The organism is Stenotrophomonas sp. C-A (assembly GCF_054030835.1).
The window spans coordinates 3,521,057-3,543,700 of record NZ_CM132916.1; the positions used below are offsets into that span (position 1 = coordinate 3,521,057).

The window sequence follows — 22,644 nt, forward strand, 5'->3', positions numbered from 1 at the left end:
TCACGCTGCTTCTGATGATTCCCGCACTACGGGCGTCGGCATGGTAAACCGAAAGTCGCGCCGTTCACGCCCGGCGCTGGCGCATTCAAAGGGCGGTCTGTCGTTTTGCGCGCGCCTGGGCAATGGCAGTCACCAGCATGTCACCGGTCACCGGCTTGCGCAGGAAGCCATCGAACCCGGCCGCCAGGACCTGGGTCTCAGCGTAGGCATCGGAACGTGCGGTGACCGCCACCAGGGGTAGTTCATAGCCCATGGTGCGCAGCTGGCGGGCGATGGCGGTGCCGTCCAGCGCCGGCAGATCAAGATCGAGCAGGCCCACGTCAAAGCCATCGGTGGCGATCTCCGAAAGCGCGCCCAGGCCATGCAGCACGTGCACCACGTCGTGCCCACGGCCACGCAGCAGGCCGGCGATGACCTCCGCCACGGTCGCGTCGTCCTCCACCAGCAGGATGCGCAGTGGCGGCAGCATCGGCAGCACCGGCGATTCGCCCGGCGCATTGGCGGCCTGCCGGATCCAGGGCAGCGGCAGCCACACCCGGAAACGCGCGCCCTTGCCCAGCTGGCTGTCTACTTCGATGCGTCCGTTCATGGCCACAGCCAGCTCCTGGCAGATCGCCAGGCCCAGCCCGCTGCCGCCATAGCGCGACGCAGTGCGCGGGCCGTCCGCCTGTTCAAAGCGATGGAACAGGCGGTCCTGCTGCTCGGCGTTGATGCCCGGGCCGGTGTCATGCACTTCGAAGCAGAGGCCGCCGCCGTTCTCCTCCAGTCGCACGGCCAGGCCGACGTGCCCACGCTCGGTGAACTTGATTGCATTGCCCAGAAGATTCAGCAGGATCTGCCGCACGCGCATCTCGTCGCCGCTGACGCTGACCGGCCCCGGCGGATCGCTTCCACGCTGGAACTCCAGGTTGCGCTGCTTCGCCATCGGCTGCATCAACGCCTGCACCTGGTCAAGCAGGCCGGCCAGATCGAACGGGCGCAGGTCCAGCTCCAGTCGGCCGGCCTCGATGCGGGCCAGATCCAGCGCGTCATTGACCAGCCGCAGCAGGTGGCTGCCAGCCTGCTGGATCGAGCCTGCATAGCTGCGCTGCACCGCATCCAGCGGGGTGGCCAGCAGCAGTTCGCTCATGCCGAGCACACCGGTCATCGGCGTGCGCACCTCATGGCCCAGCGTGGCCAGGAACCGGCTCTTGGCCTGTGAGGCCTGCTCTGCCAGCTGCTGCTTGTGCACGGTCAACTGCCATTGCTGGCGGCGGCGCAGGCGCGCACGGATCGACCACACCAGGATAAGCAGCAGCAGCGAGCCGATCAGCAGGTAGCCGAAGATCGCCATGCCGCTGCGCCACCAGGGTGGCAGCACCTTCACCTGCAACTGCTGCGAAGGCGTCCACGCGCCACTGGCCGTGGCCGCCTGGACTTCAATGACGTAGCTGCCGGTCGGCAGCCGCGACAGCGTGCGCTGGCCGTCACCGCCCTGCTCCACCCAGTTCTGGTCGTAGCCCTGCACCCGGAAGCGGTAACGATTGCCCTCCGGATTGGCATAGGAAAGCAGTCGCGCATCGATCTGCAGATCACGATCGTCCGGCCCCAGCAACAGCGTGCCGGTGGTCGGCAGCGGTTGCCAGCCACGGGCATCATCGCGCCGCACGCGGACCTCGGCGATCACCAGCGACGACGGCGGCAACACGGCATCGGCAGCATTCACATCGAACACCACCAGGCCGGTCTGGGCCACCGCGAGCACACGACCATCGGCATTCACCGCCGGCGGCCGGCTGGTGAACTCGGCGTCGGGCAGGCCATCGCGTTCGTTGAACTGCTGCAGGCGGCGCGCCTTCGGGTCCCACCGCAGCAGGCCACGTGGCGTGGTCGCCCACAGGCGGCCATCTTCGGCCAACGCCAGTCCTCCCATGCTCACCGACGGCACGCCAGCACTGCCATCGATGCGCTGGATCAGGCGCAGGCTCATGCCATCCCACTGGTAGCGCTCGAGCGCGCCCTGGCGGGCCAGCCACAGCTGCTGCGGATCCACCCACACCAGATCGTAGATCAGCCCACGCGAAACGCCCGGCACCGCTTCGAAACGCCCGGCCTGTTCACGCCAGATCCCCATGTCGCCCATCACCCAGGCCTTGCCCTGGGCATCAAAGCGGATCTGCTCAACCGGTGAATCGGCCGTCTTGCGGAGATCCTCCAGCGGGAAACTACGCAGCACGCGGCCATCGGCGCTGCGCTGCTGCAGGCCCAGGTTCATTACCGACAGCCAGACCGTGCCATCGGGGGCCTGCCGCATCAGATCGATGCGCTGGCGCAGGTCGGCCCCTCCATCGATATGCCAATCGTGCAGCGCGCGGGTGGCCGGGTCGTACACGCTGATGCGGCCGGCACGCCCCAGCCACAGGCGCCCGTCCGGCCGCGGCAGCACCGACCACACCGCCCCGCTGCCGATCTCGCGATCGCTGGCCAACAACTTCAGCACTCCCTGCGCGTCCAGCTGGTACACGCCATGCGCTGAGCCGACGTAGTAATTCCGGCCATCACTGGCTGCACTCAACAGGTACTGGCTGTCCAGCGGCTTGCCGTCAAGCTGGTTCCAGATCGAAAACCGGCGCCAGTCCGGCGGCAGGTAGGCCAGGCCCTGGGTCAGCAGCGCCACCCACAATCCGCCCTCATGGTCCTGCATCAGATCAAGCACACCACTCTGGGCAGTGAGGAAACCACTGCCACGGTCGCCGTCCAGCCGCCGCAGCATGCTGGCATCTCCGCGCAACAGGCCATCGGAGGTGCCCGCCCAGTAACCGCCTTGGCGATCGGCCAGCACCAGTGCCGAACGCAGGCGTGCACTGTCGGTCCAGCGCGGACGGCTGACCCGGTCCTGCGCGTCGATACGGTAGAGGCCGTCGTTCTGGCTGCCGGCCCAGATCGAGCCATCGGGGTCGCGGCTCAGGCGCAACACACTCAGCGCCCCCAGTTCGCGCGGCGCGACAGCCTCGAATCCAGTCCCGTTCCAGCGCGCAATGCCCGCCTCGGTGCCGATCCACAGGCGCCCCTGCGCATCGACCAGGCTGCTGTAGATGGTATTGCTGGGCAACCCGCCAGGACGGGCCGGATCATGCTCGAAGAAGCGCAGGCTGCCGTCTTCACCGAAACGGCAGACGCCATGCCCACTGGTGCCGATCCACAGTGCATCCTCGGCGTAGGCCAACGTCCAGAACTGGCTCATGCAGGGGCCGTTGACCGCATCGAAGGTCTTGAAGTGCTCGCGGTCAGCATCCAGCCGGGCCACGCCCTTGCCATTGATGCCGACCCAGACGCGGTCCAGGGGATCGACCAGCAGGGTCTCGATCTCGTTGCCCGGCAGCGATCCCGGCTGCTCCGGATCATGTTCCCAGACCCGCAGGCTGCCGCCGTCATAGCGCACCAGGCCACCATCGGTGGCAGCCCAGATATGGCCCTGGCGGTCTTCGGCCAACGCCAGCACCATGCGCGAGGGCATGCCTTCGGCGGCACCGAAACGGCGCAGGCGCGGTGTTTCCGCCATGTCCAGGGCCGTGGCCGCCGTGGCGAACGCCATCAGCAGCAGCCCCATTCCCGCGATGCCTCGGCACCACCGGCGCCAACCGCTCGTCATCCTGAACCCCCTGTCCTGTCCCGATTGTCACACAGGGCCGGCTTCATGGCTGCAACAGCCTGTTTCCACCGGTGGACCCACCACGAACTGTTGCAGCCATGCACGCAACGTTGGCAGGGGGCTGTGCGTATGATCGCAACGTCCCCCTTTCCGGAGCCCGCCATCGATGCGTCCCTGCCTGGCCCTGCTGCCGATGCTGCTCGCCACCGCCCCCGCCTGGGCGGATGCAGATACCTATCGCCTCGATCCGGTGCATACGCGTGTGCTGTTCACCATTGACCACGCGGGTTACTCGCAGGCGATGGGCACGGTCTCCGGCAGTGAGGGCCGCCTTCAGTTCGATCCCGACAACTGGCGCGAGGCCACACTGGATGTCGAGGTCCCCGTGTCGCGACTGGACCTGGGTGATGCCAAGTGGAACCAGGCCACGCTGGCCCGCAGCCTTCTGGATGGCGAGCGTTTCCCGAAGGCACATTTCGTCTCCAGCCGGATCGAACCGATCGATGCCAGGCGGGCCCACGTGATCGGCACCCTGACCCTGCGCGGGGTCAGCCAGGAGATCACGCTGGACGTGACCCTCAACGCCATCAAGCGCTATCCCCTGCCCCCGTTCCGACGCACCGCCGGTTTTTCCGCCAGCACCACGCTGAGCCGGCGCGCGTTCGGCATCACCGCCTGGCCGGGCGTCATCGGTGATGCAGTACAGCTGAGAATCGAGGCTGAAGCCACCCTCGACCGCAGCGACGCCCCGGGAACTCCCGCTCCCGTTCCACACTCCGACCCCAAGACGGCCCCCTAGAGGACCCTTCATGACCGCCAAGAACACCCCCGCCGCCTGGGGGAGTGTCAGCCAGATCCTGCATTGGTTGATCGCATTGCTGATCCTCGCCCTGGGCGTGGTCGGCCTGACCATGGGCGAACTGCCCAAGACCCCCAAGTATTTCTGGGTCTATACCGCGCACAAGTCGATCGGCATCACCGTGCTGGCGCTGGTGCTGTTCCGCCTCGGCTGGCGCCTGTATGCCGGTGCCCCCAAGCCGGTGCCGGGCGTGCCCAGCTGGCAGGAACGCATCGCCAGTGCCACCCATGTGCTGCTGTATGTGCTGATGTTTGCCATCCCGCTGTCGGGCTGGCTGTACGACTCGGCCAGCGGCCTGCGCCCGTTCCGCTGGTTCGGCCTGGTTGACGTGCCCAAACTGAGCGGCCCAGACCCGCAGGTCGTTGCGGTGTCCCATGCCATCCACGAATACGGCTTCTGGCTGTTGATCGCGGTGGTGCTGGCCCATGCCGGCGCTGCCTTCTACCACCACCTGTTCCAGCGCGATGCAACCTTGTCCCGCATGTTGCCGCGTGGCTGGCTCACCTCCCCTCAGAAGGACTGACCGATGAACCTGAAACTGACCACTCCGGCCGCCGTGGCCGCCGCCCTGGCAGGCATGCTGGCCACCGCTCCGGCACTCGCTGCCGACTACGCGCAGGCCCCCGGCGCCGGCTCGATCCTGGTGTTCGCGACCAAGTACGACGGCGAAGTGTTCACCGGCAGCTTCCCGGGCTTTGCCACCAAGCTCAGCTTCGACCCGGCCAACCCGGCCGCCGGTTCGCTGGACGTGGTGATCCCGCTGGCCGGCGCCAAGAGCGGCAACAGCGACCGCGATTCGACCCTGCAGACCGCCGACTTCTTCAACGTCGGCAAGTTCGCCACCGCGCGTTACACCGCCAAGGGCTTCCGTGCCGTCGGCAATGACCAGTTCGCCGCCGATGGCACCCTGGAACTGCGCGGGGTCAGCAAGCCGGTCACGCTGACCTTCACCTGGAAGCCGGGCACCCAGCCGGTGCTGACCGGCAAGGCCACCGTCAAGCGCCTGGACTTCGGCGTCGGCAGCGGTGACTGGGCCGACACCAAGACCATCCCGGACGAAACCGCGATCAGCACGATCGTGAAGTTCGACGCGAAATGAGCAATGGGCCGGGGCACGGCTCCGGCCGCATCCTGTAGAGCCGAGCCATGCTCGGCTGCCGTCCAGGTCGCGCTGCGCGCGTCAGCCGAGCATGGCTCGGCTCTACAGTGAGCTTTCAGCCAGCCAGGCCTGAACCGTGGCCGCGTCGAACGGCCAGTCCAGCTCACGGTCACCGCGCTCGTCGCGCAGCACCGGCACCCGCGCGCCATAGCGCGATTCCAGCGCCGGCTGGTCATCCAGGAACACCGATTCGAACTCCGGCGCCCTGGCCTTGGCCAGCTCGGCCAGGGCCATGTCGCACAGGTGGCAGTCGTCACGCTGGAACAGGGTCAACACCGGTTTTGCTCCCTCTGCCGAAATGCTGCGCCGCAGCCATGGAAGTGCGGCATGAACCGCTAGAATAGCGGTCTCTTCCGGTACCCGCAGTACGGCAACCATGGCTGTCAGCACGTTCGACGTTTTCAAGATCGGCATTGGCCCGAGCTCCTCGCACACCGTCGGGCCGATGAAGGCCGCCGAGCGATTCATCCATCGCTGGCTGCTCGATCCGGGCCGCCTGCACGAGGTCGCGCGCATCCGTGCCGATGTCTACGGCTCGCTGGCGCTGACCGGCCGCGGCCATGGCACCGACAAGGCGATCCTGCTCGGCCTGGAAGGTCAGCGGCCCAACCTGATCGACCCGGACATCATCCCGGCCACGCTGGAGCGCATCCGCAGCAGCAAGCGCATCCAGCTGATGGGCCAGCACGAGATCGCCTTCGACGAAAAGCGCGACCTGGGCATGAACAAGCGCCAGAAGCTGCCGTACCACACCAACGGCATGCGCTTCACCGCGTACAACGCCGAGGACGAAGTGATCGCCACCCGCGATTACTACTCCGTCGGTGGTGGCTTCGTGGTCAACCAGGACGACGCGGCCGATGACCGCATCGTGCCCGACGAAACCCCGCTGCCCTACCCGTTCAAGAGCGGCGACGAGCTGCTGGCGCAGACCGCGCGCAGCGGCCTGAGCATTGCCCAGCTGATGTTCGAGAACGAGAAGTGCTGGCGCAGCGAAGACGAGATCCGCGCGCAGCTGCGCGAGATCTGGAGTGCGATGCAGTCGTGCGTGGCGCGCGGCATCCGCGAGGAAGGCGTGCTGCCGGGTGGCCTGAAGGTGGGCCGTCGTGCACCGGCGCTGTACCGCGAGCTGTCGTCGAAGCCGGAAGCGGCAATGCGCGACCCGCTGACCACGCTGGACTGGGTCAACCTGTACGCGCTGGCGGTGAACGAAGAGAACGCCGCCGGTGGCCGTGTGGTGACCGCGCCGACCAACGGTGCGGCCGGCGTGCTGCCGGCGGTGCTGCATTACTTCGACCGCTTCTGCCCCGGCGCCAACGAGCAGCGCGTATTCGATTTCCTGTTGACCTCGGCAGCGATCGGCATCCTCTACAAGGAAAACGCCTCGATTTCCGGCGCCGAAGTGGGTTGCCAGGGCGAAGTTGGCGTGGCCTGCTCGATGGCGGCCGGTGGCCTGGTCGCGGCGCTGGGTGGCAACCCGAGCCAGATCGAGAATGCCGCGGAAATCGGCATGGAGCACAACCTCGGCCTGACCTGCGACCCGATCGGCGGCCTGGTGCAGATTCCGTGCATCGAGCGCAACGCGATGGGTGCGGTGAAGGCAATCAATGCCTCGCGCATGGCGATGCGCGGCGACGGCAAGCACAAGGTGTCGCTGGACAAGGTCATCAAGACAATGCGCGATACCGGCCGTGACATGCAGGACAAGTACAAGGAAACCAGCCGCGGTGGGCTGGCGGTGAACGTCATCGAGTGCTGAGTTGTAGCGCCGAGCCCCTGCTCGGCTGATGGGCTAGCCGAGCAGGGGCTCGGCTCTATCCCGGACGACACCGTCACCGCGTTCCGGTTAGGCTCGGGGCTCTCTTGCCCCGGACTGCCCCATGCGCGTGATCGCTGCCGCCCTGCTTGCCTGCCTGCCGCTGTCCGCCCTGGCTGCGCCGACCTATGGGCCACGCCTGGAAGGCTTCGACTACGGCTATCCGGTGAAGACCTTCGCACTGGAATCGCAGCGGCAGCCGCTGGAAATGGCCTACCTGGACATCGCGCCGAAGAAGGCGCCCATCGGTGTGGTGGTGCTGCTGCACGGCAAGAACTTCTGCGCGGCCACCTGGAAGGAATCGATCAAGCCACTGGTTGCCGCCGGCTACCGGGTGATCGCCCCGGACCAGGTCGGCTTCTGCAAATCCAGCAAGCCCGAACGTTACCAGTATTCGTTCTCGCAGCTGGCCGCCAACACCCATGCCCTGCTGCAACAGCTGCAACTGGGCGATGTGCCAGTGCACATGGTCGGTCATTCGATGGGGGGCATGCTGGCGGTGCGCTACGCACTGATGTTCCCGCAGGACCTGCGCAGCCTGTCGCTGGTCAACCCGATCGGACTGGAAGACTGGAAGGCGTTGGGCGTGCCGTGGCGCAGCGTGGACGCGTGGTACGCCGGCGAAATGAACATCAGCTATGACAGCATCCGCCGCTATCAGCTGGAGGTGTACTACGACGGCAAATGGAAGCCGGCCTACGAACCGTGGGCGCGGATGCAGTCGGGCATGTACGAAGGCCCGGGCAAGCAGGCCGTTGCATGGAGCCAGGCATTGGCCTCGGACATGGTGTTCAACCAGCCGGTGGTTTACGAACTGAAAAACCTGCAGGTGCCGACCACGTTGTTCATCGGCCAGAAGGACCGCACCGCGATCGGCCGTGACCTGGCACCGCCTGCAGTAAAGGCGACGCTGGGCAATTACCCGGTGCTCGGCAAGGCCGCGGCCTCAGCGATTTCCGGCTCGAACCTGGTCGAGTTCGCCGAACTGGGGCATTCGCCGCAGGTGCAGGACCCGAAGCAGTTCAACAGCGCATTGTTGAAGGCGTTGAAGTCTCGCTGACCGGCAGGCGTGCCCCTGTAGAGCCGAGCCCACGCTCGGCTCATCCGGCAGGATGGGGATTCTGTCAGGAGCAGCCGAGCGTGGGCTCGGCTCTACAGAAGCGGTGCGATCAACCCACGATCCGCAACACATCATCCAGCAGCGCGGCAGCGGTGACTTCCGCGCCAGCGCCCGGGCCCTGGATCAACAACGGCTGGCGCTGATAACGGTCACTGTGGATGGCTACGCGGTTGTCGGTGCCCGCGCCCTGCGCCAACGGGTGATCGGCCGGCAACTCGCGCAGGCCCACCTGCGCACCCGCGCCATCGACACGGCCAACGAAACGCAGCACGTGGCCGTTGTCGCGCGCCTGCCGCCAACGCGCCTGCAACGGCGCATCCAGCTGCTCCAGTGCCCCCAGTGCACCCTCCAGCGGCAACGCTGCCAGCGTTTCAGGCACCAGTGAATCCACCTGCACCTGCGAAGCATCCAGCGCCAGCCCGCTGCTGCGGGCCAGGATCAGCAGCTTGCGCCGCACGTCTTCGCCGGACAGGTCCAGGCGCGGATCGGGCTCGGTGTAGCCGGCCGCCAACGCTTCGCGCACCGCCGCCGAGAACGGCGACTGGCCGTCGTAACGATGGAACAGCCACGCCAGCGAACCGGACAGCACACCCTCGATGGCATGGATGTGATCGCCACCGGCCACCAGCGCGCGCAGGCTGCTCAACAGCGGCAGGCCGGCACCGACGGTGGCGCTGTCGCCATAGCGCGCACCACTGTCTGCGCAGCTTTCGGCAATCGCCTGCGCGCGTGCGAGCTGCGCACCACGGCCCAGCTTGTTGGCGGTCACCACGTGCACGCCGCGCGCCAGCCACTGCACGTGGCGCGCGGCCACGTCTTCGCTGGCGGTGGCATCGACCACCACGTCGCCACGTTCCAGTCCTTCGGCGCTGGCCCACGGCGGCGAACTCTGGCCATCGCGCGGTGCACGCCGTGCCAGCTCCAGCGGCAACACCAGGTCACGATCGATCTCCAGCGCAGTGCGTGAATTGGCCAGCCACTGCACGCTGGGCAGTTCCAGCCCACGCGCCCGCAATACCTGATAACGCTGCACGAAGGCCGAGCCGACCGTGCCAGTGCCGAGCAGCGCCAGGCGTCCCACGCCCAGCGCAGGAATGTCAGCAGCGAGCGCGCTCATGCATCCACCACCTGTTTGCGGCGCGCGGCTGCATCGATCACGGCTTCGGCGCGCTGCAGCGCGGCACCGAGATCGGCCAGCAGGTCACGCTCGGCCTCGATGCCGACCGACAGGCGCAACAGCCCTTCGCTGATGCCCGCGGCGGCACGTGCTTCGGCGGTCATCGCCGCATGGGTCATGGTGGCCGGATGCGCGATCAGGCTTTCGACGCCGCCCAGCGATTCGGCCAGGGTGAAACAGCGCAGGCCATCGACGAAGGCACGCACTGCGGCATGCGGATCATCGCCTTCGCAGTCGGCCAGTTCGAACGACAACATTGCGCCAAAGCCACTTTGCTGGCGTGCGGCGATGGCATGCCCGGGGTGATCGGCCAGGCCCGGGTAGTAGACCGTACCGACCGCCGGATGCTGGTCCAGCAATGCAACGATCGACGTGGTGTTCTCCTGATGCACGCGCAGGCGCGCATCCAGCGTGCGCAGGCCGCGCAGGGTCAGGAAGGCATCGAACGGCGAACCGGTCAGGCCCAGCGCGTTGCCCCACCACACCAGCTGCTCGTGCAGTGCCGGATCGCGCGCGACTACCGCACCACCGACCACGTCGCTGTGGCCATTGATGTACTTGGTGGTGGAATGCAGCACCAGATCGGCGCCGAAGGCCAGCGGTTGCTGCAGCGCCGGCGACAGGAAGGTGTTGTCGACCACCACCAGCGCACCGGCCTTGTGCGCGGCTTCGATGACGAAGCGCAGGTCGGTGATGCGCAGCAGCGGGTTGGACGGGGTTTCCACCAGCACCAGCTTCGGCTGGGTGGCCAGCGCCTGCGCCAGCGCGCGCGGATCGGTGAGGTCGGCGGTGACCAGTTCGAAGTGGCCCTTCTTTGCCAGCGCGTTGAACAGGCGCCAGCTGCCGCCGTACGCATCATGCGGCACCACCAGGGTATCGCCGGGCTGCAGCAGTGCGTTCAGCACCAGATTGATCGCGCCCATGCCGGTGGCGGTGACCACACCACCAACGCCGCCTTCCAGTTCGGCCAACGCCTCACCCAGCAGGTCGCGGGTGGGGTTGCCACTGCGCGTGTAGTCGTACTGGCGCTTGTTGCCGAAGCCTTCAAAGCTGAAGTTCGACGACAGCACGATCGGCGGGGTGACAGCGCCATGGGCGGTATCGCGATCGATGCCGGCACGGACGGCGGCGGTGGTGCGACTACAGGACGGCTCGTTGGCGTGCAGGCTCATGCGGACTCTCCAGAAGTGCGGAAGGCGGTGGCGAGGATCGCGTCGATGCGATCGGTTTCTTTGAGGAAGGCGTCGTGGCCATAGGGCGAGCGCAGCACGCGCAGGCTGCCGCGCGGGCCCAGCCCTTCGACCAGGCCGACCAGGTCGGCCAGCGGCACCAGGCGGTCACCCTCCACCGCGACCACCACGGAAGGCGGCAGGATCGCGGCAGGGTCCACGCGGTGCAGGTCGATCGATTCGGACAGGCGCAGGTAGGCGGTCACCGGCGTGCGCGCGACGTACTGCGCGCCGGCAGCGTCGAGATAGTCTTCGGCAGCTACGCGCACGCGGCCATTGATGACTTCCGGCGCGGCGTCGAAGCGCTCGCCGAACTCTTCCGGGGTGCGGTAGCTGAGCATGGCGAACTGCCGGGCCAGCGCCAGGCCATGATCTTCGCCGCACTGCAGCTGGCCCAGCGCCACGGCGCGGCGCTGCAACGCGCGCCAGGCGGCGGCATACGGGTGCGGACGATGCGCACCGCTGGCCAGCACCAGCTGGCGCACGCGGGCACGATGACGGATCGCGAACTGCTGGCCGACCAGCGCGCCATACGAATAGCCGATGAAGGCCTTCAGCGTGCGGATACCGAGATGGTCCAGCAGCAGGGCCAGCGCATCGGCCTGGTCGGCGGTATCGATCGGCACGTCCAGCGCACCGTCGGCGCCGATGAAGTCGAACGCCAGCACGCGCAGTTGCTGCGGATCCAGCGTGCGACCACTGCCGACCAGCTCTTCGGCCCAGCCCTTCTCGCTGAACTGTGCGTTGGAGGCCACATGGCGATGCGCGGAGATGCCGCCGGCCAGTACCACCACCGGCGCGTTGGCCGGGCCGACCCACTCGTAGCGCAGGCGCACCGGGCTGGGGCCGGCATGACGCATCGACAGCACCGCGGCGAACTCACCGCGCTCGGCATGCACACGGTCTTCGACCGGCACGCTGACGGGGACAAAGGGTTCGGGGCGAACGGCGGTACTGGCGGCGAAGCTCATGGCGGGATCCGGTTGGGGAATCGGCCATCGAGCCTTCGCGGGGCCCGCGTTCGAGATGCACGTGTGGTGCATGGTTCGAACCATCTTTCGGTGGACGCCACGGTCCCCGCAGGATTTGGCACCTACGCGGACGCTTGCGCGCCTGCGGGCTGCCCCGGCTTCAAAGGGCCTGTCCCTCTGCCGGTCTCGATGGTGAGGCCACGATGCCAGCCCTTTCGGGCACTGTCAATCCCTTCATGCGGATAAAGCGATGAATATTTTCGTCCCGGGTATGCGAGGGGCGTAGCGGTTGTCCCGTTCAGGATCCGGTACAGTCCCGGCGGTCCCTGCCGCTGGAACCGCCGATGCCCCGCCTGCCCCTGACCTGCCTGCTGCTGCCCCTGCTGGCGAGTGCGACGGCCAGCGCGGGCGACTGGCGCCAGGGCTGGGGACTGGTGCCTCCTCCCGCTTCTGCCGCCCGCGCAGGCGATGCCGAGGCTGCCGCACCGATGGCCCAGCTGCGCCTGCAACCGGTCGGCACGCAATGGCAGGCCCGCATCGACAACACCCTGGCCGGACCGCTGCAGATCGAGTTGCGCGCTGCACCCGGACACCCGGTCGAAGGGCTGCCGGTCCAATCGCTGATCCAGGGCGACAGCAGCCTGGTGGTCGGCCACCTGCCTGCCCCGCTCGACGGCCGCACGCTGGACCTGCGCCTGCAGTCGGTACCGGGCAATCCGGCCGCACAGGCCGAGGATGTGGCCTATCGCCTGCCGTTCGATGCGGCCCGTCCACGCGTGGACCAGGCGCCGCAGGGCCGGTTCAGCCACGACGACGAGGAAAACCGCGATGCGGTCGACTTCGCTCTGCCTGAAGGCACGTTGGTGCTGGCCGCACGCGAGGGCACGGTGATGCAGATCCAGGATGGCTTCCGTGGCAACGGCCAGGACCGCGAACGCGATGGTGGCCGCGCCAACTTCATCCGCGTGCTGCACAGCGACGGCAGCATGGCCCTGTACGGCCACCTGCAGGCCGGCGGCATGCGCGTGCGTCGCGGCCAGGCGGTGGGGGCCGGGCAGCCGATCGGCCTGTCCGGCAACAGCGGCTACAGCAGCGCGCCGCACCTGCACTTCGTGGTGCAGGTCAACCGCGGCATGGGCCTGCGCTCGGTGCCGGCACGCATCTTCGCCGAGCAGGGCCAGCTGCAGTTCGCCCGCCACGGCGAGGCCGACGGCGGCATCGGGCGCTGACCGGCCCCGGCCGGTATAATCGGGCGCTTATCTCTTTGAAAAGCGCCCCGGGCGGGCGCCACTGCCATGTCCGAAGTCGCCAACGAAGCGTCGCGTCGCCGCACCTTCGCCATCATTTCCCACCCTGACGCCGGCAAGACCACGCTGACCGAAAAGCTGCTGCTGTTCGGAGGCGCGATCCAGATGGCCGGTTCGGTCAAGGGCCGCAAGGCTGCCCGCCACGCCACCTCCGACTGGATGGCGCTGGAAAAGGAGCGCGGCATCTCCGTCACCTCCTCGGTGATGCAGTTCCCGTATGAAGGCAAGATCGTCAACCTGCTCGACACCCCCGGCCACGCCGACTTCGGCGAGGACACCTACCGCGTGCTGACCGCGGTGGACTCGGCGCTGATGGTGATCGACGTGGCCAAGGGCGTGGAAGAGCGCACCATCAAGCTGATGGAAGTCTGCCGCCTGCGCGACACCCCGATCATGACCTTCATCAACAAGCTCGACCGCGAGGGCAAGGACCCGATCGAGCTGCTGGATGAAGTTGAAACCGTGCTGGGCATCCAGTGCGCGCCGGTGACCTGGCCGATCGGCATGGGCCAGCGCCTGAAGGGCGTGGTGCACCTGCTCACTGGCGAAGTGCACCTGTACGAACCAGGCCGCAACTTCACCCGCCAGGACTCGACCATCTTCCCGTCCATCGATGCCCCCGGCCTGGCCGAGAAGATCGGTGCACAGATGCTGGCCGACCTGCGCGACGAACTGGAACTGGTGCAGGGCGCCAGCCATCCGTTCGACCTGGAGGCCTACCGCGCTGGCAAGCAGACCCCGGTGTTCTTCGGCTCGGGCGTGAACAACTTCGGTGTGCAGCCGCTGCTGGACTTCTTCGTCGAGCATGCCCCCTCGCCGCAGGCGCGTTCCACCACCGGCCGCGAGATCGCCCCGGAAGAGAACAAGCTCACCGGCTTCGTGTTCAAGATCCAGGCCAACATGGACCCGCAGCACCGTGACCGCGTGGCGTTCATGCGCGTCTGCTCGGGCCGTTTCAGCGCCGGCATGAAGACCTTCCACGTGCGCACCGGCAAGGAAATGAAGCTGGCCAACGCCCTGACCTTCATGGCCAGCGACCGTGAAATCGCCGCCGAAGCGTGGCCGGGCGATGTGATAGGCATCCACAACCACGGCACCATTTCCATCGGCGATACCTTCACCGAAGGCGAAGCGGTCACCTTCACCGGTATTCCGAACTTCGCCCCGGAGCTGTTCCGTCGCGCACGCCTGCGTGATCCGCTCAAGCTCAAGCAGCTGCAGAAGGGCCTGGCCCAGCTGTCCGAGGAAGGTGCGACCCAGTTCTTCCGCCCGCTGACCAGCAACGACCTGATCCTGGGTGCGGTCGGTGTGCTGCAGTTCGACGTGGCCGCGTACCGTCTGAAGGACGAGTACGGCGTGGAAGCCACCTTCGAGCCGGTCAGCGTGACCACTGCGCGTTGGGTCCACTGCAGCAACGACAAGAAGCTGGAAGAGTTCCGCGAGAAGAACGCACTGAACCTGGCACTGGATGCGGCCGGCCATCTGGTCTATCTGGCACCGACCCGGGTCAACCTGCAGCTGGCGCAGGAACGTTCGCCGGATGTGCGCTTCTCGGCCACCCGCGAAGCGGCGCATACGGTTTCGGTGGGCTGATGCCACGGGGGCGGATCCCTTTCCGCAGGAAAGGGCTCTGACTCCTGCAGTGCCGGGCGTTCATCCACGCATGGCGTGGATCTACCGAGCACGGGCTCGTCAGCGCAACGCAGGGATTCACCCACCATACGGTGACGGGCGTGCACACGGCGGCCATCGCGGCGATGATAGGGGGACGCGGGTCCCCCTCCCCGTGAACGATGCCCATGCCCATGTCGACGACGTCCATTGCTTCGATCCGTGAAGAAATCGCCAGCGCCCTGACCCATGGCCTGGGCGCGGTATTCGCCCTGGCAGCCAGCGCGGTGTTGATTACCCTGGCCGCGATCTACGGCGACGGCTGGCAGCTGGCCAGCGCGATCGTGTTCGGTATCGCGCTGTTGCTGCTGTACACCGCCTCCACGCTGTATCACGCCATCCAGCATCCGGTCGCCAAGGGCCGGTTGAAGGTGTTCGACCACTGCGCGATCTATGTACTGATCGCGGGTACCTATACCCCGTTCACCCTGATCGGCCTGCGCGGCCCGTGGGGCTGGGGCCTGTTCACCGCGATCTGGGCACTGGCGCTGGGTGGTGTGGTGTTCAAGCTGTTCTACACCGGCCGCTTCAAGGTGCTTTCAACGGTGATCTACATCGCCATGGGCTGGCTGGTGGTCGTGGCGATCAAGCCGATGTGGGCCTCGATCGACGGCGGCACCCTCACCTGGCTGTTCGCCGGCGGCCTGTCATACACGCTGGGCACCTATTTCTATCACCGCGAATCGATCCCCTATTCGCACGCGATCTGGCACCTGTTCGTGATCGGCGGCAGCGTCTGCCACTTCGTCGCGGTCACCATGCAGGTGCTGTAACGGCGCGGGTTGTGCACACCGCGCACATGGACGCTTCGCGCCCCGTCCACGATGAAGGGGCAACCATGGCAGCGTGAATGCTGCCGCCTCCCCTGCCGCACCGCGCACGCCCCGCTGGCGCCTCCGCAGACCTGGCCCGCGCGGCCGGCGCTCGCTCACGGTTCTGGTCTTCCTGCTGGCAGTGATCCTGGTGGTGATCGCGCTGTGGGACTGGAACTGGTTCAAGGGTCCGGTCGAGCGCGCGGTGCAGGCACGCACCGGTCGTGCACTGCACATCGGCCACTTGGATGTCGAACTCGGCCGCACCAGCACCATCCGTGCCGATGCCATCACCTTCGCCAATGCCGGCTGGGCGAAGCAGCCGAACATGGCCACCGCCGACCGCGTCGAGATCGACGTGCGGGTGTGGCCCCTGCTGCGCGGCAGCGTGCAGCTGCCGGAAGTGCGCCTGACCCGACCGGACGTGCTGCTGGAAACCGCCCCGCGCAAGGGCGAGCCGGGCAACTGGGATTTCCTGGGTGACAGCAGAGGCGGGACAAGCCCGCAACTCAAGCGCCTGCGCATCGACGACGGCCGGCTGCAGTTCCTCGACGCACTGGGCCGCACCGACATCCGCGTGGGCGTGCGCAGCGGCCAACCGAAACAGGCCGATGCCTCGCCGCCGCTGCTGGTGCAGGGCAAGGGCCACTGGCAGGGCAATCCGTTCACCCTGCAGGGCGGTACCGAATCACCGCTGGAACTGACCGACAGCGACCACCCGTTCCGCATCCACCTCGACGGCCGCGCCGGTGCCACCCACGCAGTGGCCCGCGGCACGCTCACCAACCCCTTCCAGCTGCGCGTGTTCGACCTGCAGTTCGCGCTCAGTGGCCAGGATCTGGCCGATCTCTACCCGCTGCTCGGCATCGCCATCCCGCCCTCACCGCCCTATGCGCTGGACGGCCGCCTGAAGCGCGACCACAACGTCTGGCGTTACGACGGCTTCACCGGCAAGGTCGGCGACAGCGACCTGGGTGGCAACCTGCAGTTCGAGGTGGGACGCGACCGTCCACGACTGACCGCGACGCTGGAATCCAAGCGCCTGGACTTCGATGACCTGGCCGGCTTCGTCGGTGCCCCGCCAAGAACCGGCGGCGGCGAAACCGCCAACGCAGAACAGAAGGCCGAGGCCGCACGGGTTGCTGCCCGTGCACGCGTGCTGCCCGACACGCCCTACAACCTGGGCAAGCTGCGCGCGATGGATGCCGACGTGCGATGGAAGGCCCACCGCATCAACGCGCCGTCATTGCCGCTGGACGACATGGACGCGCACCTGCTGCTGGATGACGGCGTGCTGCGACTGGACCCGCTGAACTTCGGCGTCGCCGGTGGCGACATCCGCAGCACGATCCGCATGGACGCGCGTCGCCCGCAGATCAGCACCGCGCTGAAGGCCAGCGTGCGCGGCGTGCAGCTGGGTCAATTGTTCCCGGACGCGAAACTGGCTGAACAGGCCAAGGGCGGCATCGGCGGCGAAGTGGACCTGAGCGGCCGCGGCAACTCGATCGCCGCAATGCTCGGCAGCAGCAGTGGCAAGGTCGGCCTGGCGATGGGCCGTGGCCATGTCGGCAACCTGGTGATGGAACTGGCGGGGCTGGACATCACCGAATCGCTGAAATTCCTGGTGACCGGCGACAAGCAGATCCCCCTGCGCTGCGCCTTCGCCGACTTCGGCGTGCGCGACGGCCTGATGACCAGCCAGGCACTGGCGGTGGATACCACCGACACGATCCTCATCGGCGAAGGCACGGTCAGCCTGCGCGACGAGACCCTGGACCTGCTGCTGAAACCGCGCCCGAAGGACAAGAGCATCCTGGTTCTGCGCTCTCCGCTGCATATCAGTGGCACGTTCAAGGACCCGTCGTTCCGCCCGGACTTCAAGGCGCTGGGTATTCGTGGCGCCGTGGCCCTGGCGCTGGGCAGCATCGCGCCGCCGGCGGCGTTGCTGGCGACGATCGAACTGGGGCCGGGCAAGGATGCCGACTGCGGGGGGCAGTATGCGAAGTAGGTTTACAGCGTTGTTCGCGGCGCCTCTTTTCCCGCGCGTAGAGCCGGAGCAAGGCGACAGGCAGGACACGCCGTAAATACGTCCCTGTAGGCTCGGTCGGCGCATCCATGCGCCTCACGGTCCTGCCTGCCGCCTTGCTCCGGCTCCGGACAGTTTCCTGCGCGCGCGGAACGAGAGCGGAAATTCAAAGTCAAAAGAAAAAAGCAGAGTCAAAAGCCGTTGCCAACCAAGGCTGGCAGCTACCCAAGGCGAGGCACCGCGCATGTAAACACCGCGCTCGCAGAAATGTGTCCAGAGGCGGAGGGTGCGGCTGGGCAGGACCGTTGGCGCCATGGGCCCGAGGCATGCCTCGGGCGGGTTGGGCAGGACGCCCAACCCTGGTCTTGCCGTGTGCGCAGGACAGCGCACACGAGCAAGGCGCCATCGAGCCTACAGGGACGTACTTGCGGCGTGTCCTGCCCAGCCGCACCCTCCGCCTCCCAACGTATCAGGACGGCGCTGCTTTGGCTTTGGCTTTGGCTTTGGCTTTGGCTGCGGCTCTGGCTTCGAAAAGCGGGCCGGCGGGCCGCAGGCCCGCCAGCGACACCCTCACCCGGCGACGATGTACTGCTGCAGCTGATCCAGCTCGCGCCGCTGCGCATCGATCACCGATTTCACCAGGTCGCCGATGGAAATCACCCCCAGCACCTGCGCCCCCTCCACCACCGGCAGGTGGCGGATGCGGTAATCGGTCACCAGCTGCAGGCAGTGCTCTACCTGTTCGCCCGGGGAGACCGTCACCACCTTCGCCGTCATGATCTCGGCCACCGCCGTATCCCGCGACGAACGATCACGCAGCACGATCTTGCGCGCGTAATCGCGCTCCGACAGGATCCCGACCAGCCGCGGCCCGTCCATCACCAGCACCGCGCCAATGCCCTTTTCCGCCATCAACCGGATCGCATCGATCACCGCCGCATCCGGCGCGACCGCATGTACTTCAGGAGACTTGCCGTCCAACAGTTGCCGTACCGTGGTCATCTGCCTGCCCTCCGAGGGTGGGTTGCAGGGCCGAGTCTGCCACGGACGATGCTAGCCACGCGTCAACCAGGTACAACGGGCGCTGCTTGGATTCCTCGTACAGCCGTCCCAGGTACTCACCGATCAGGCCCAGGGCGATCAACTGCACCCCGCCCAGGAACAGGATCACCGCCATCATCGTCGGCCAACCCGCCACCCGGTCACCGTACAGGGCCGCCTTGGCGATCACCCACACACCGAATACGAAAGCAACCGCCGCCGTTGCCAGGCCCATGTAGGTCGCCGCCCGCAGGGGAACGGTCGAGAAGCCGGTGATTCCTTCCAGCGCGAAGTTCCACAGCCGCCAAAGGCTGAACTTGCTGGAGCCGGCCACGCGCGCGTGACGGTGGTAGGGCACGGCAATCCGCTTGAATCCGACCCAGCTGAAAAGACCCTTCATGAAGCGGTGGCGTTCACGCATCTCGCGCAGCGCGCTCAGCGCGCGCGGCGACAGCAGGCGGAAGTCACCGGTATCGGCAGGGATCGGCGTGCGTGACAGGCGACCGATCACCCGGTAGAACGCCGCCGCCGTGGCGCGCTTGATCCAGGCCTCGCCATCGCGGGCCATGCGCGTGCCATAGATGTTGTCATGGCCTTCGCGCCAGCGCGCAACGAACTGCGGCACCAGTTCCGGCGGGTCCTGGCCATCGGCATCCAGGATCATCGCCGCGCCTTCGCGCACCAGATCCAGGCCGGCAGTCAGCGCAGCCTCCTTGCCGAAATTGCGCGACAGCTTCAACGCCGATACGCGCGCGTCGCCCTGCGCCAATCCTGCGATCACCTGCCAGGTCCCGTCGTGGCTGCCATCGTCCACATACAGGATGTGGCCATCGATGTCGGGCATACCATCGAGCACCGCGCACAGCCGTGGATGCAGCAGCGGCAGTGCCAGGGCCTCGTTGTAGGCAGCGATGACAAAAGTGAGCCGTTCGCGGTTCATGCCCGGATTGTACGTTGCCGGCGCGCACACGACCCGCCGCCTGCCGATCGCAGCGCGCCCGCCTCAGTCCTCCGACAGATAGGACGCGCCGCCCAGCTGTCGTGCCTGGCGCTGGATCCATGCCGCGCGCCGCTGCACGTACGGCCCTGGCTTGGCCGCGTTGTAGCGTCGCGGTGCCGGCAACACCGCCGCCAACCGCGCACTCTCGGCCGGACTCAACCGGGCCGCGTCCTTGCCCCAGAACGTCTGTGCCGCTGCCTGCGCGCCATATACGCCATCGCCGAACTCGGCGATGTTGGCGTACATCTCCAGGATGCGTTCCTTCGGCCACAGTGCTTCGATCAGCACCGTGTACCAGACTTCCAGGCCCTTGCGCACCCAGCTGCGGCCCTGCCAGAGGAACAGGTTCTTGGCGACCTGCTGGCTGATCGTGCTGGCCCCCCGCAGGCGCCCGCCCTTGGCGTTGTGGTCGCGGGCCTTCTCGATGGCCTGCAGGTCGAAGCCGTTGTGGTCGGGAAAGCGCTGGTCCTCTGCGGCCACCAGCGAGATCGGCAGGCTCGCTGCCATCTGGTCCAGGTCGCGCCACTGGTAGTGCAGGCGATAGGACCAGTCGGCCTCGCCCAAGGCCTCGCCATAGCGCCACAGCATGACCGTGGATACCGGCGGGTCGATGAACCGCAGCACCAGTACCTGCAGGCAGCTGAAAGCGGCCAGCAGCAGCGGCAGCCAGAGCAGCCGTTTCCAGCGCCAGCGCCTGCGGCGCGGGACTTCCGCGATAGCCTCCACCTTGTGCTGCTCTCCCCCTGCCCCCATTACTGGTGCATCCTTCTTCTATCTGGTTGTCGGCGCATTATCCGGCAACCGTCCTCGTTTACGCGCGATGTGAGCCGATGACCGCCAACCCCGATTCCCTGATCCGCTTCCTGCTTCCCGACGCTGGCGTCCGTGGCGTCCACGTGCGCCTGCAGGCCACCTGGCAGGAGATCCTGTCCCACGCCGAGTACCCGGATACCGCCGCCGAACTGCTCGGCGAGGCCTGCGTGGCCTCGGCGCTGTTCACCGGCCACACCAAGATCGATGGCCGCCTCTCGATCCAGCTGCGCAGCAGCACCGCCCTGCGCACCCTGTTCGCCGAGTGCACCGCCGCCGGTACCCTGCGCGGCATCGCCCAGCTCAGCGAGGGCGCCGATGCGCCGCGCGACCTGTCCCGCCTGGGTGATGACGCCCTGCTCGCGATCACCATCGAGAACCCGGGCCTGGACCCGCGCGAGCCGCAGCGCTACCAGAGCCTGGTCGCGCTGACCGCACCGGAGCTGGACGAGGCCTTCGAGGATTACTTCCGCCAGTCCGAGCAGCTGCCGACCCGCCTGCTGCTGGCCGCCGACCGCAATGGCGCCGCCGGCCTGCTGCTGCAGAAGCTGCCGGGCGACGAGGGTGACGAGGACGGCTGGGCGCGTGCCAGCGCCCTGTTCGAGACCCTGGGCAAGGCCGAGCTGCTGGCGACCCAGGCCGAGCAGCTGCTGCACCGCCTGTTCCACGAAGAGAAGCCGGAATTGATGGGCGACAAGCCGCTGTCCTTCGCCTGCTCCTGTTCCCGCGAGCGGGTCGCATCGATGCTGCAGTCGCTGGGCGAGGACGAGGCCCGTGCCGCGGCCGTGGACACCGGCGCGGTCGAGGTCCGTTGCGAATTCTGCGGGCGGGAGTATCACTTTCCTTTGACGGAGTTCGGCATACTGTTCCACGGTGCCGAGGGGACTGTACCGGCGCCTGAACGGCTTCAGTAAACGGCTTGTCTTGCATCTGGGGGGATCAAGGCTTGTTAAGAATTCATAAACACCCTAGGATCAAGTTCCCGTCTCTGCGGGAACTTCCGTTGTCCGTCCCTGTCTGAACTGGTCCGATGCGTACCTTCCTGCGTCTACCGCTGGCCCTGCTGATCGCCCTTGGCGCGATCACGGGCGTGCACGCGCAGAGCAAGGACACCCGGACCGTGCTGCCGGTGTGGAACAAGGGCAGCGGCAAGGTCGAGGCCCTGCTGTACCTGGAGCCCACGGGTGAACAGGCCGCCGGCGCCCGCTGGCACTTCGGCCGCAACTCGCTGGATGCGGCCTTCGGCCTGTCCTCCGGCGATTCACTGGGCCTGCTCTGCAACAGCAGCAGCGGGACCAGCATGAGCGGCCTGGCCAGTCATTGCATGCTGGCCAGCCTGGGTGACGACGACGACCTCAACAGCCGCCGCTTCACCGGCACCGCCGCGCTGAACCGCGGCAACAGCCGCCTCGGCATCACCGCGGGCACCGGCCGTGAAACGCTGCCGGCGTGGCTGTCCGGCCCGAACAAGACACCCTCGCTGCGCGCCGAGCAGAACGACCTGACCGTATTCGCGCAGAAGAACATCGGCCGCGAGGGTTTTGTCTCGATTGCCGGTACCTACGCCAAGGCCCGCCTGGTACCGCTGGCCGACGCCGCGCCGTCCATCGTCGACCGCTGGGACAGCAAGAGCCTGAGCATCGGCGCCGGCTACGGCAACTTCACCGGCAGCATCATCGGCCGCGTGATCGACGTACCGGGCAAGCCCGGCAAGTGGGAAGGCCTGGGCATCGGCCTGACCTGGCGTACCCCGTGGTCCGGCCAGCTTACCGTTGGCGCCGAGAACGTGATCAGCCGCGGCAAGAATCCGTTCTCCCCACGCAATGAAAGCAACGACGACGGCACCGTGCCGTACGTGCGTTACGAACAGGATCTCTGACCCCACCACGCGGGTCTTCCTGCAGTGACTCCTCCCGGGCGCCGAAAGGCGCCCGTTGCATATGCGCGATCGTGATACACGTCAAGCGCTTTTCGACGAATTGGATACCGCGCAATTCATGTCGACATACTGCGAT

General features: G+C 67.2%; 19 protein-coding genes and 1 riboswitch. Of the genes, 11 read left to right on the top strand and 8 right to left on the bottom strand.

Features of this window, described 5'->3' with window-relative positions; all coding sequences use genetic code 11:
• Positions 1-85: 85 nt before the first annotated feature.
• On the bottom strand, positions 86-3,631 hold the full coding sequence (locus ACW5IY_RS16530; protein ID WP_049435242.1) for a hybrid sensor histidine kinase/response regulator: 3,546 nt from the start codon (positions 3,629-3,631) through the stop codon (positions 86-88).
• A gap of 166 nt (positions 3,632-3,797) precedes the next feature.
• Here ACW5IY_RS16530 and ACW5IY_RS16535 point away from each other — a divergent pair, with 166 nt between their 5' ends.
• From ACW5IY_RS16535 to ACW5IY_RS16545, 3 genes are read left to right on the top strand one after another with little or no spacing between them, the layout of a single operon-like run.
• Positions 3,798-4,430 (top strand): YceI family protein, encoded by a 633-nt coding sequence (locus tag ACW5IY_RS16535; protein ID WP_049435241.1) that lies wholly within the window; start codon positions 3,798-3,800, stop codon positions 4,428-4,430.
• A gap of 10 nt (positions 4,431-4,440) precedes the next feature.
• The gene (locus tag ACW5IY_RS16540) at positions 4,441-5,013 is read left to right on the top strand and encodes a cytochrome b (protein ID WP_010482755.1); all 573 of its coding nucleotides are present in this window, start codon (positions 4,441-4,443) and stop codon (positions 5,011-5,013) included.
• 3 nt (positions 5,014-5,016) lie between these two features.
• Entirely contained in the window at positions 5,017-5,589 is a 573-nt protein-coding gene (locus tag ACW5IY_RS16545) for a YceI family protein (protein ID WP_010482754.1), read from the top strand.
• Positions 5,590-5,691: 102 nt separating this feature from the next.
• Here ACW5IY_RS16545 and ACW5IY_RS16550 read toward each other — a convergent pair whose 3' ends face one another.
• Positions 5,692-5,925 carry a glutaredoxin family protein gene (locus tag ACW5IY_RS16550; protein WP_010482753.1) on the bottom strand — a complete coding sequence of 78 codons (234 nt, stop codon included), beginning with the start codon at positions 5,923-5,925 and terminating at the stop codon, positions 5,692-5,694.
• A 100-nt stretch (positions 5,926-6,025) separates the two neighbouring features.
• Here ACW5IY_RS16550 and ACW5IY_RS16555 point away from each other — a divergent pair, with 100 nt between their 5' ends.
• Both ACW5IY_RS16555 and ACW5IY_RS16560 read left to right on the top strand, forming a co-directional pair.
• On the top strand, positions 6,026-7,408 hold the full coding sequence (locus ACW5IY_RS16555) for an L-serine ammonia-lyase (RefSeq protein ID WP_010482751.1): 1,383 nt from the start codon (positions 6,026-6,028) through the stop codon (positions 7,406-7,408).
• Between the two features lie 121 nt (positions 7,409-7,529).
• The gene (locus ACW5IY_RS16560; protein WP_049435240.1) at positions 7,530-8,525 is read left to right on the top strand and encodes an alpha/beta fold hydrolase; all 996 of its coding nucleotides are present in this window, start codon (positions 7,530-7,532) and stop codon (positions 8,523-8,525) included.
• A 109-nt stretch (positions 8,526-8,634) separates the two neighbouring features.
• On the opposite strand, the gene ACW5IY_RS16565 is transcribed toward ACW5IY_RS16560, so the two are convergent.
• From ACW5IY_RS16565 to metX, 3 genes are read right to left on the bottom strand one after another with little or no spacing between them, the layout of a single operon-like run.
• Complete coding sequence (locus ACW5IY_RS16565; RefSeq protein WP_049435239.1) at positions 8,635-9,702, bottom strand: homoserine dehydrogenase family protein; 1,068 nt, start codon at positions 9,700-9,702, stop codon at positions 8,635-8,637.
• On the bottom strand, positions 9,699-10,934 hold the full coding sequence (locus ACW5IY_RS16570; protein WP_049435238.1) for an O-succinylhomoserine (thiol)-lyase: 1,236 nt from the start codon (positions 10,932-10,934) through the stop codon (positions 9,699-9,701). The genes ACW5IY_RS16565 and ACW5IY_RS16570 overlap by 4 nt, the downstream gene beginning before the upstream one ends.
• Positions 10,931-11,962, bottom strand: a complete 1,032-nt coding sequence (gene metX / locus ACW5IY_RS16575) for a homoserine O-succinyltransferase MetX (RefSeq protein ID WP_049435237.1) — start codon at positions 11,960-11,962, stop codon at positions 10,931-10,933. The genes ACW5IY_RS16570 and metX overlap by 4 nt, the downstream gene beginning before the upstream one ends.
• A 77-nt stretch (positions 11,963-12,039) precedes the next feature.
• Positions 12,040-12,158: riboswitch (SAM riboswitch) on the bottom strand.
• Positions 12,159-12,306: 148 nt separating this feature from the next.
• Here metX and ACW5IY_RS16580 point away from each other — a divergent pair.
• The 4 genes from ACW5IY_RS16580 to ACW5IY_RS16595 all read left to right on the top strand — a co-directional run bounded on the left by ACW5IY_RS16580 (position 12,307) and on the right by ACW5IY_RS16595 (position 17,760).
• Entirely contained in the window at positions 12,307-13,191 is an 885-nt protein-coding gene (locus tag ACW5IY_RS16580; RefSeq protein WP_049435236.1) for a M23 family metallopeptidase, read from the top strand.
• A gap of 66 nt (positions 13,192-13,257) precedes the next feature.
• Positions 13,258-14,862 carry a peptide chain release factor 3 gene (locus tag ACW5IY_RS16585; protein WP_049435235.1) on the top strand — a complete coding sequence of 535 codons (1,605 nt, stop codon included), beginning with the start codon at positions 13,258-13,260 and terminating at the stop codon, positions 14,860-14,862.
• Between the two features lie 212 nt (positions 14,863-15,074).
• On the top strand, positions 15,075-15,713 hold the full coding sequence (trhA, locus tag ACW5IY_RS16590; RefSeq protein WP_005410682.1) for a PAQR family membrane homeostasis protein TrhA: 639 nt from the start codon (positions 15,075-15,077) through the stop codon (positions 15,711-15,713).
• A 73-nt stretch (positions 15,714-15,786) separates the two neighbouring features.
• Complete coding sequence (locus ACW5IY_RS16595) at positions 15,787-17,760, top strand: AsmA family protein (protein WP_049435234.1); 1,974 nt, start codon at positions 15,787-15,789, stop codon at positions 17,758-17,760.
• 588 nt (positions 17,761-18,348) lie between these two features.
• Here the strand turns inward: ACW5IY_RS16595 and ACW5IY_RS16600 are convergent.
• The 3 genes from ACW5IY_RS16600 to mtgA form a co-directional block, all read right to left on the bottom strand.
• A complete protein-coding gene (locus ACW5IY_RS16600) occupies positions 18,349-18,780 on the bottom strand; it encodes a CBS domain-containing protein (protein WP_019336409.1) in 432 nt (143 codons plus the stop codon).
• A complete protein-coding gene (locus tag ACW5IY_RS16605) occupies positions 18,740-19,759 on the bottom strand; it encodes a glycosyltransferase family 2 protein (RefSeq protein WP_019336410.1) in 1,020 nt (339 codons plus the stop codon). The genes ACW5IY_RS16600 and ACW5IY_RS16605 overlap by 41 nt, the downstream gene beginning before the upstream one ends.
• A 63-nt stretch (positions 19,760-19,822) precedes the next feature.
• Positions 19,823-20,572: a monofunctional biosynthetic peptidoglycan transglycosylase gene (gene mtgA, locus ACW5IY_RS16610; protein WP_043399149.1), complete on the bottom strand. Its 750-nt coding sequence runs from the start codon at positions 20,570-20,572 to the stop codon at positions 19,823-19,825.
• Positions 20,573-20,649: 77 nt separating this feature from the next.
• Between mtgA and hslO the strand changes: the two genes are divergently transcribed.
• Together hslO and ACW5IY_RS16620 are read left to right on the top strand one after the other, a co-directional pair.
• Positions 20,650-21,543, top strand: a complete 894-nt coding sequence (gene hslO, locus ACW5IY_RS16615; protein WP_049433706.1) for an Hsp33 family molecular chaperone HslO — start codon at positions 20,650-20,652, stop codon at positions 21,541-21,543.
• A gap of 116 nt (positions 21,544-21,659) precedes the next feature.
• Positions 21,660-22,508, top strand: coding sequence for an XOO1806 family protein (locus tag ACW5IY_RS16620; protein WP_010482736.1), 849 nt, complete (start codon positions 21,660-21,662; stop codon positions 22,506-22,508).
• Positions 22,509-22,644 lie beyond the last annotated feature (136 nt).

Excerpts from the sequence above, each read along its gene's own strand:
- ACW5IY_RS16530 (WP_049435242.1), bottom strand. The coding sequence starts at position 3,631 with ATGACGAGCGGTTGGCGCCGGTGGTGCCGAGGCATCGCGGGAATGGGG.
- ACW5IY_RS16535 (WP_049435241.1), top strand. The coding sequence starts at position 3,798 with ATGCGTCCCTGCCTGGCCCTGCTGCCGATGCTGCTCGCCACCGCCCCC.
- ACW5IY_RS16540 (WP_010482755.1), top strand. The coding sequence starts at position 4,441 with ATGACCGCCAAGAACACCCCCGCCGCCTGGGGGAGTGTCAGCCAGATC.
- ACW5IY_RS16545 (WP_010482754.1), top strand. The coding sequence starts at position 5,017 with ATGAACCTGAAACTGACCACTCCGGCCGCCGTGGCCGCCGCCCTGGCA.
- ACW5IY_RS16555 (WP_010482751.1), top strand. The coding sequence starts at position 6,026 with ATGGCTGTCAGCACGTTCGACGTTTTCAAGATCGGCATTGGCCCGAGC.
- ACW5IY_RS16560 (WP_049435240.1), top strand. The coding sequence starts at position 7,530 with ATGCGCGTGATCGCTGCCGCCCTGCTTGCCTGCCTGCCGCTGTCCGCC.
- ACW5IY_RS16565 (WP_049435239.1), bottom strand. The coding sequence starts at position 9,702 with ATGAGCGCGCTCGCTGCTGACATTCCTGCGCTGGGCGTGGGACGCCTG.
- ACW5IY_RS16570 (WP_049435238.1), bottom strand. The coding sequence starts at position 10,934 with ATGAGCCTGCACGCCAACGAGCCGTCCTGTAGTCGCACCACCGCCGCC.
- metX (WP_049435237.1), bottom strand. The coding sequence starts at position 11,962 with ATGAGCTTCGCCGCCAGTACCGCCGTTCGCCCCGAACCCTTTGTCCCC.
- ACW5IY_RS16580 (WP_049435236.1), top strand. The coding sequence starts at position 12,307 with ATGCCCCGCCTGCCCCTGACCTGCCTGCTGCTGCCCCTGCTGGCGAGT.
- ACW5IY_RS16585 (WP_049435235.1), top strand. The coding sequence starts at position 13,258 with ATGTCCGAAGTCGCCAACGAAGCGTCGCGTCGCCGCACCTTCGCCATC.
- trhA (WP_005410682.1), top strand. The coding sequence starts at position 15,075 with ATGTCGACGACGTCCATTGCTTCGATCCGTGAAGAAATCGCCAGCGCC.
- ACW5IY_RS16600 (WP_019336409.1), bottom strand. The coding sequence starts at position 18,780 with ATGACCACGGTACGGCAACTGTTGGACGGCAAGTCTCCTGAAGTACAT.
- ACW5IY_RS16605 (WP_019336410.1), bottom strand. The coding sequence starts at position 19,759 with ATGAACCGCGAACGGCTCACTTTTGTCATCGCTGCCTACAACGAGGCC.
- mtgA (WP_043399149.1), bottom strand. The coding sequence starts at position 20,572 with ATGGGGGCAGGGGGAGAGCAGCACAAGGTGGAGGCTATCGCGGAAGTC.
- hslO (WP_049433706.1), top strand. The coding sequence starts at position 20,650 with ATGACCGCCAACCCCGATTCCCTGATCCGCTTCCTGCTTCCCGACGCT.
- ACW5IY_RS16620 (WP_010482736.1), top strand. The coding sequence starts at position 21,660 with ATGCGTACCTTCCTGCGTCTACCGCTGGCCCTGCTGATCGCCCTTGGC.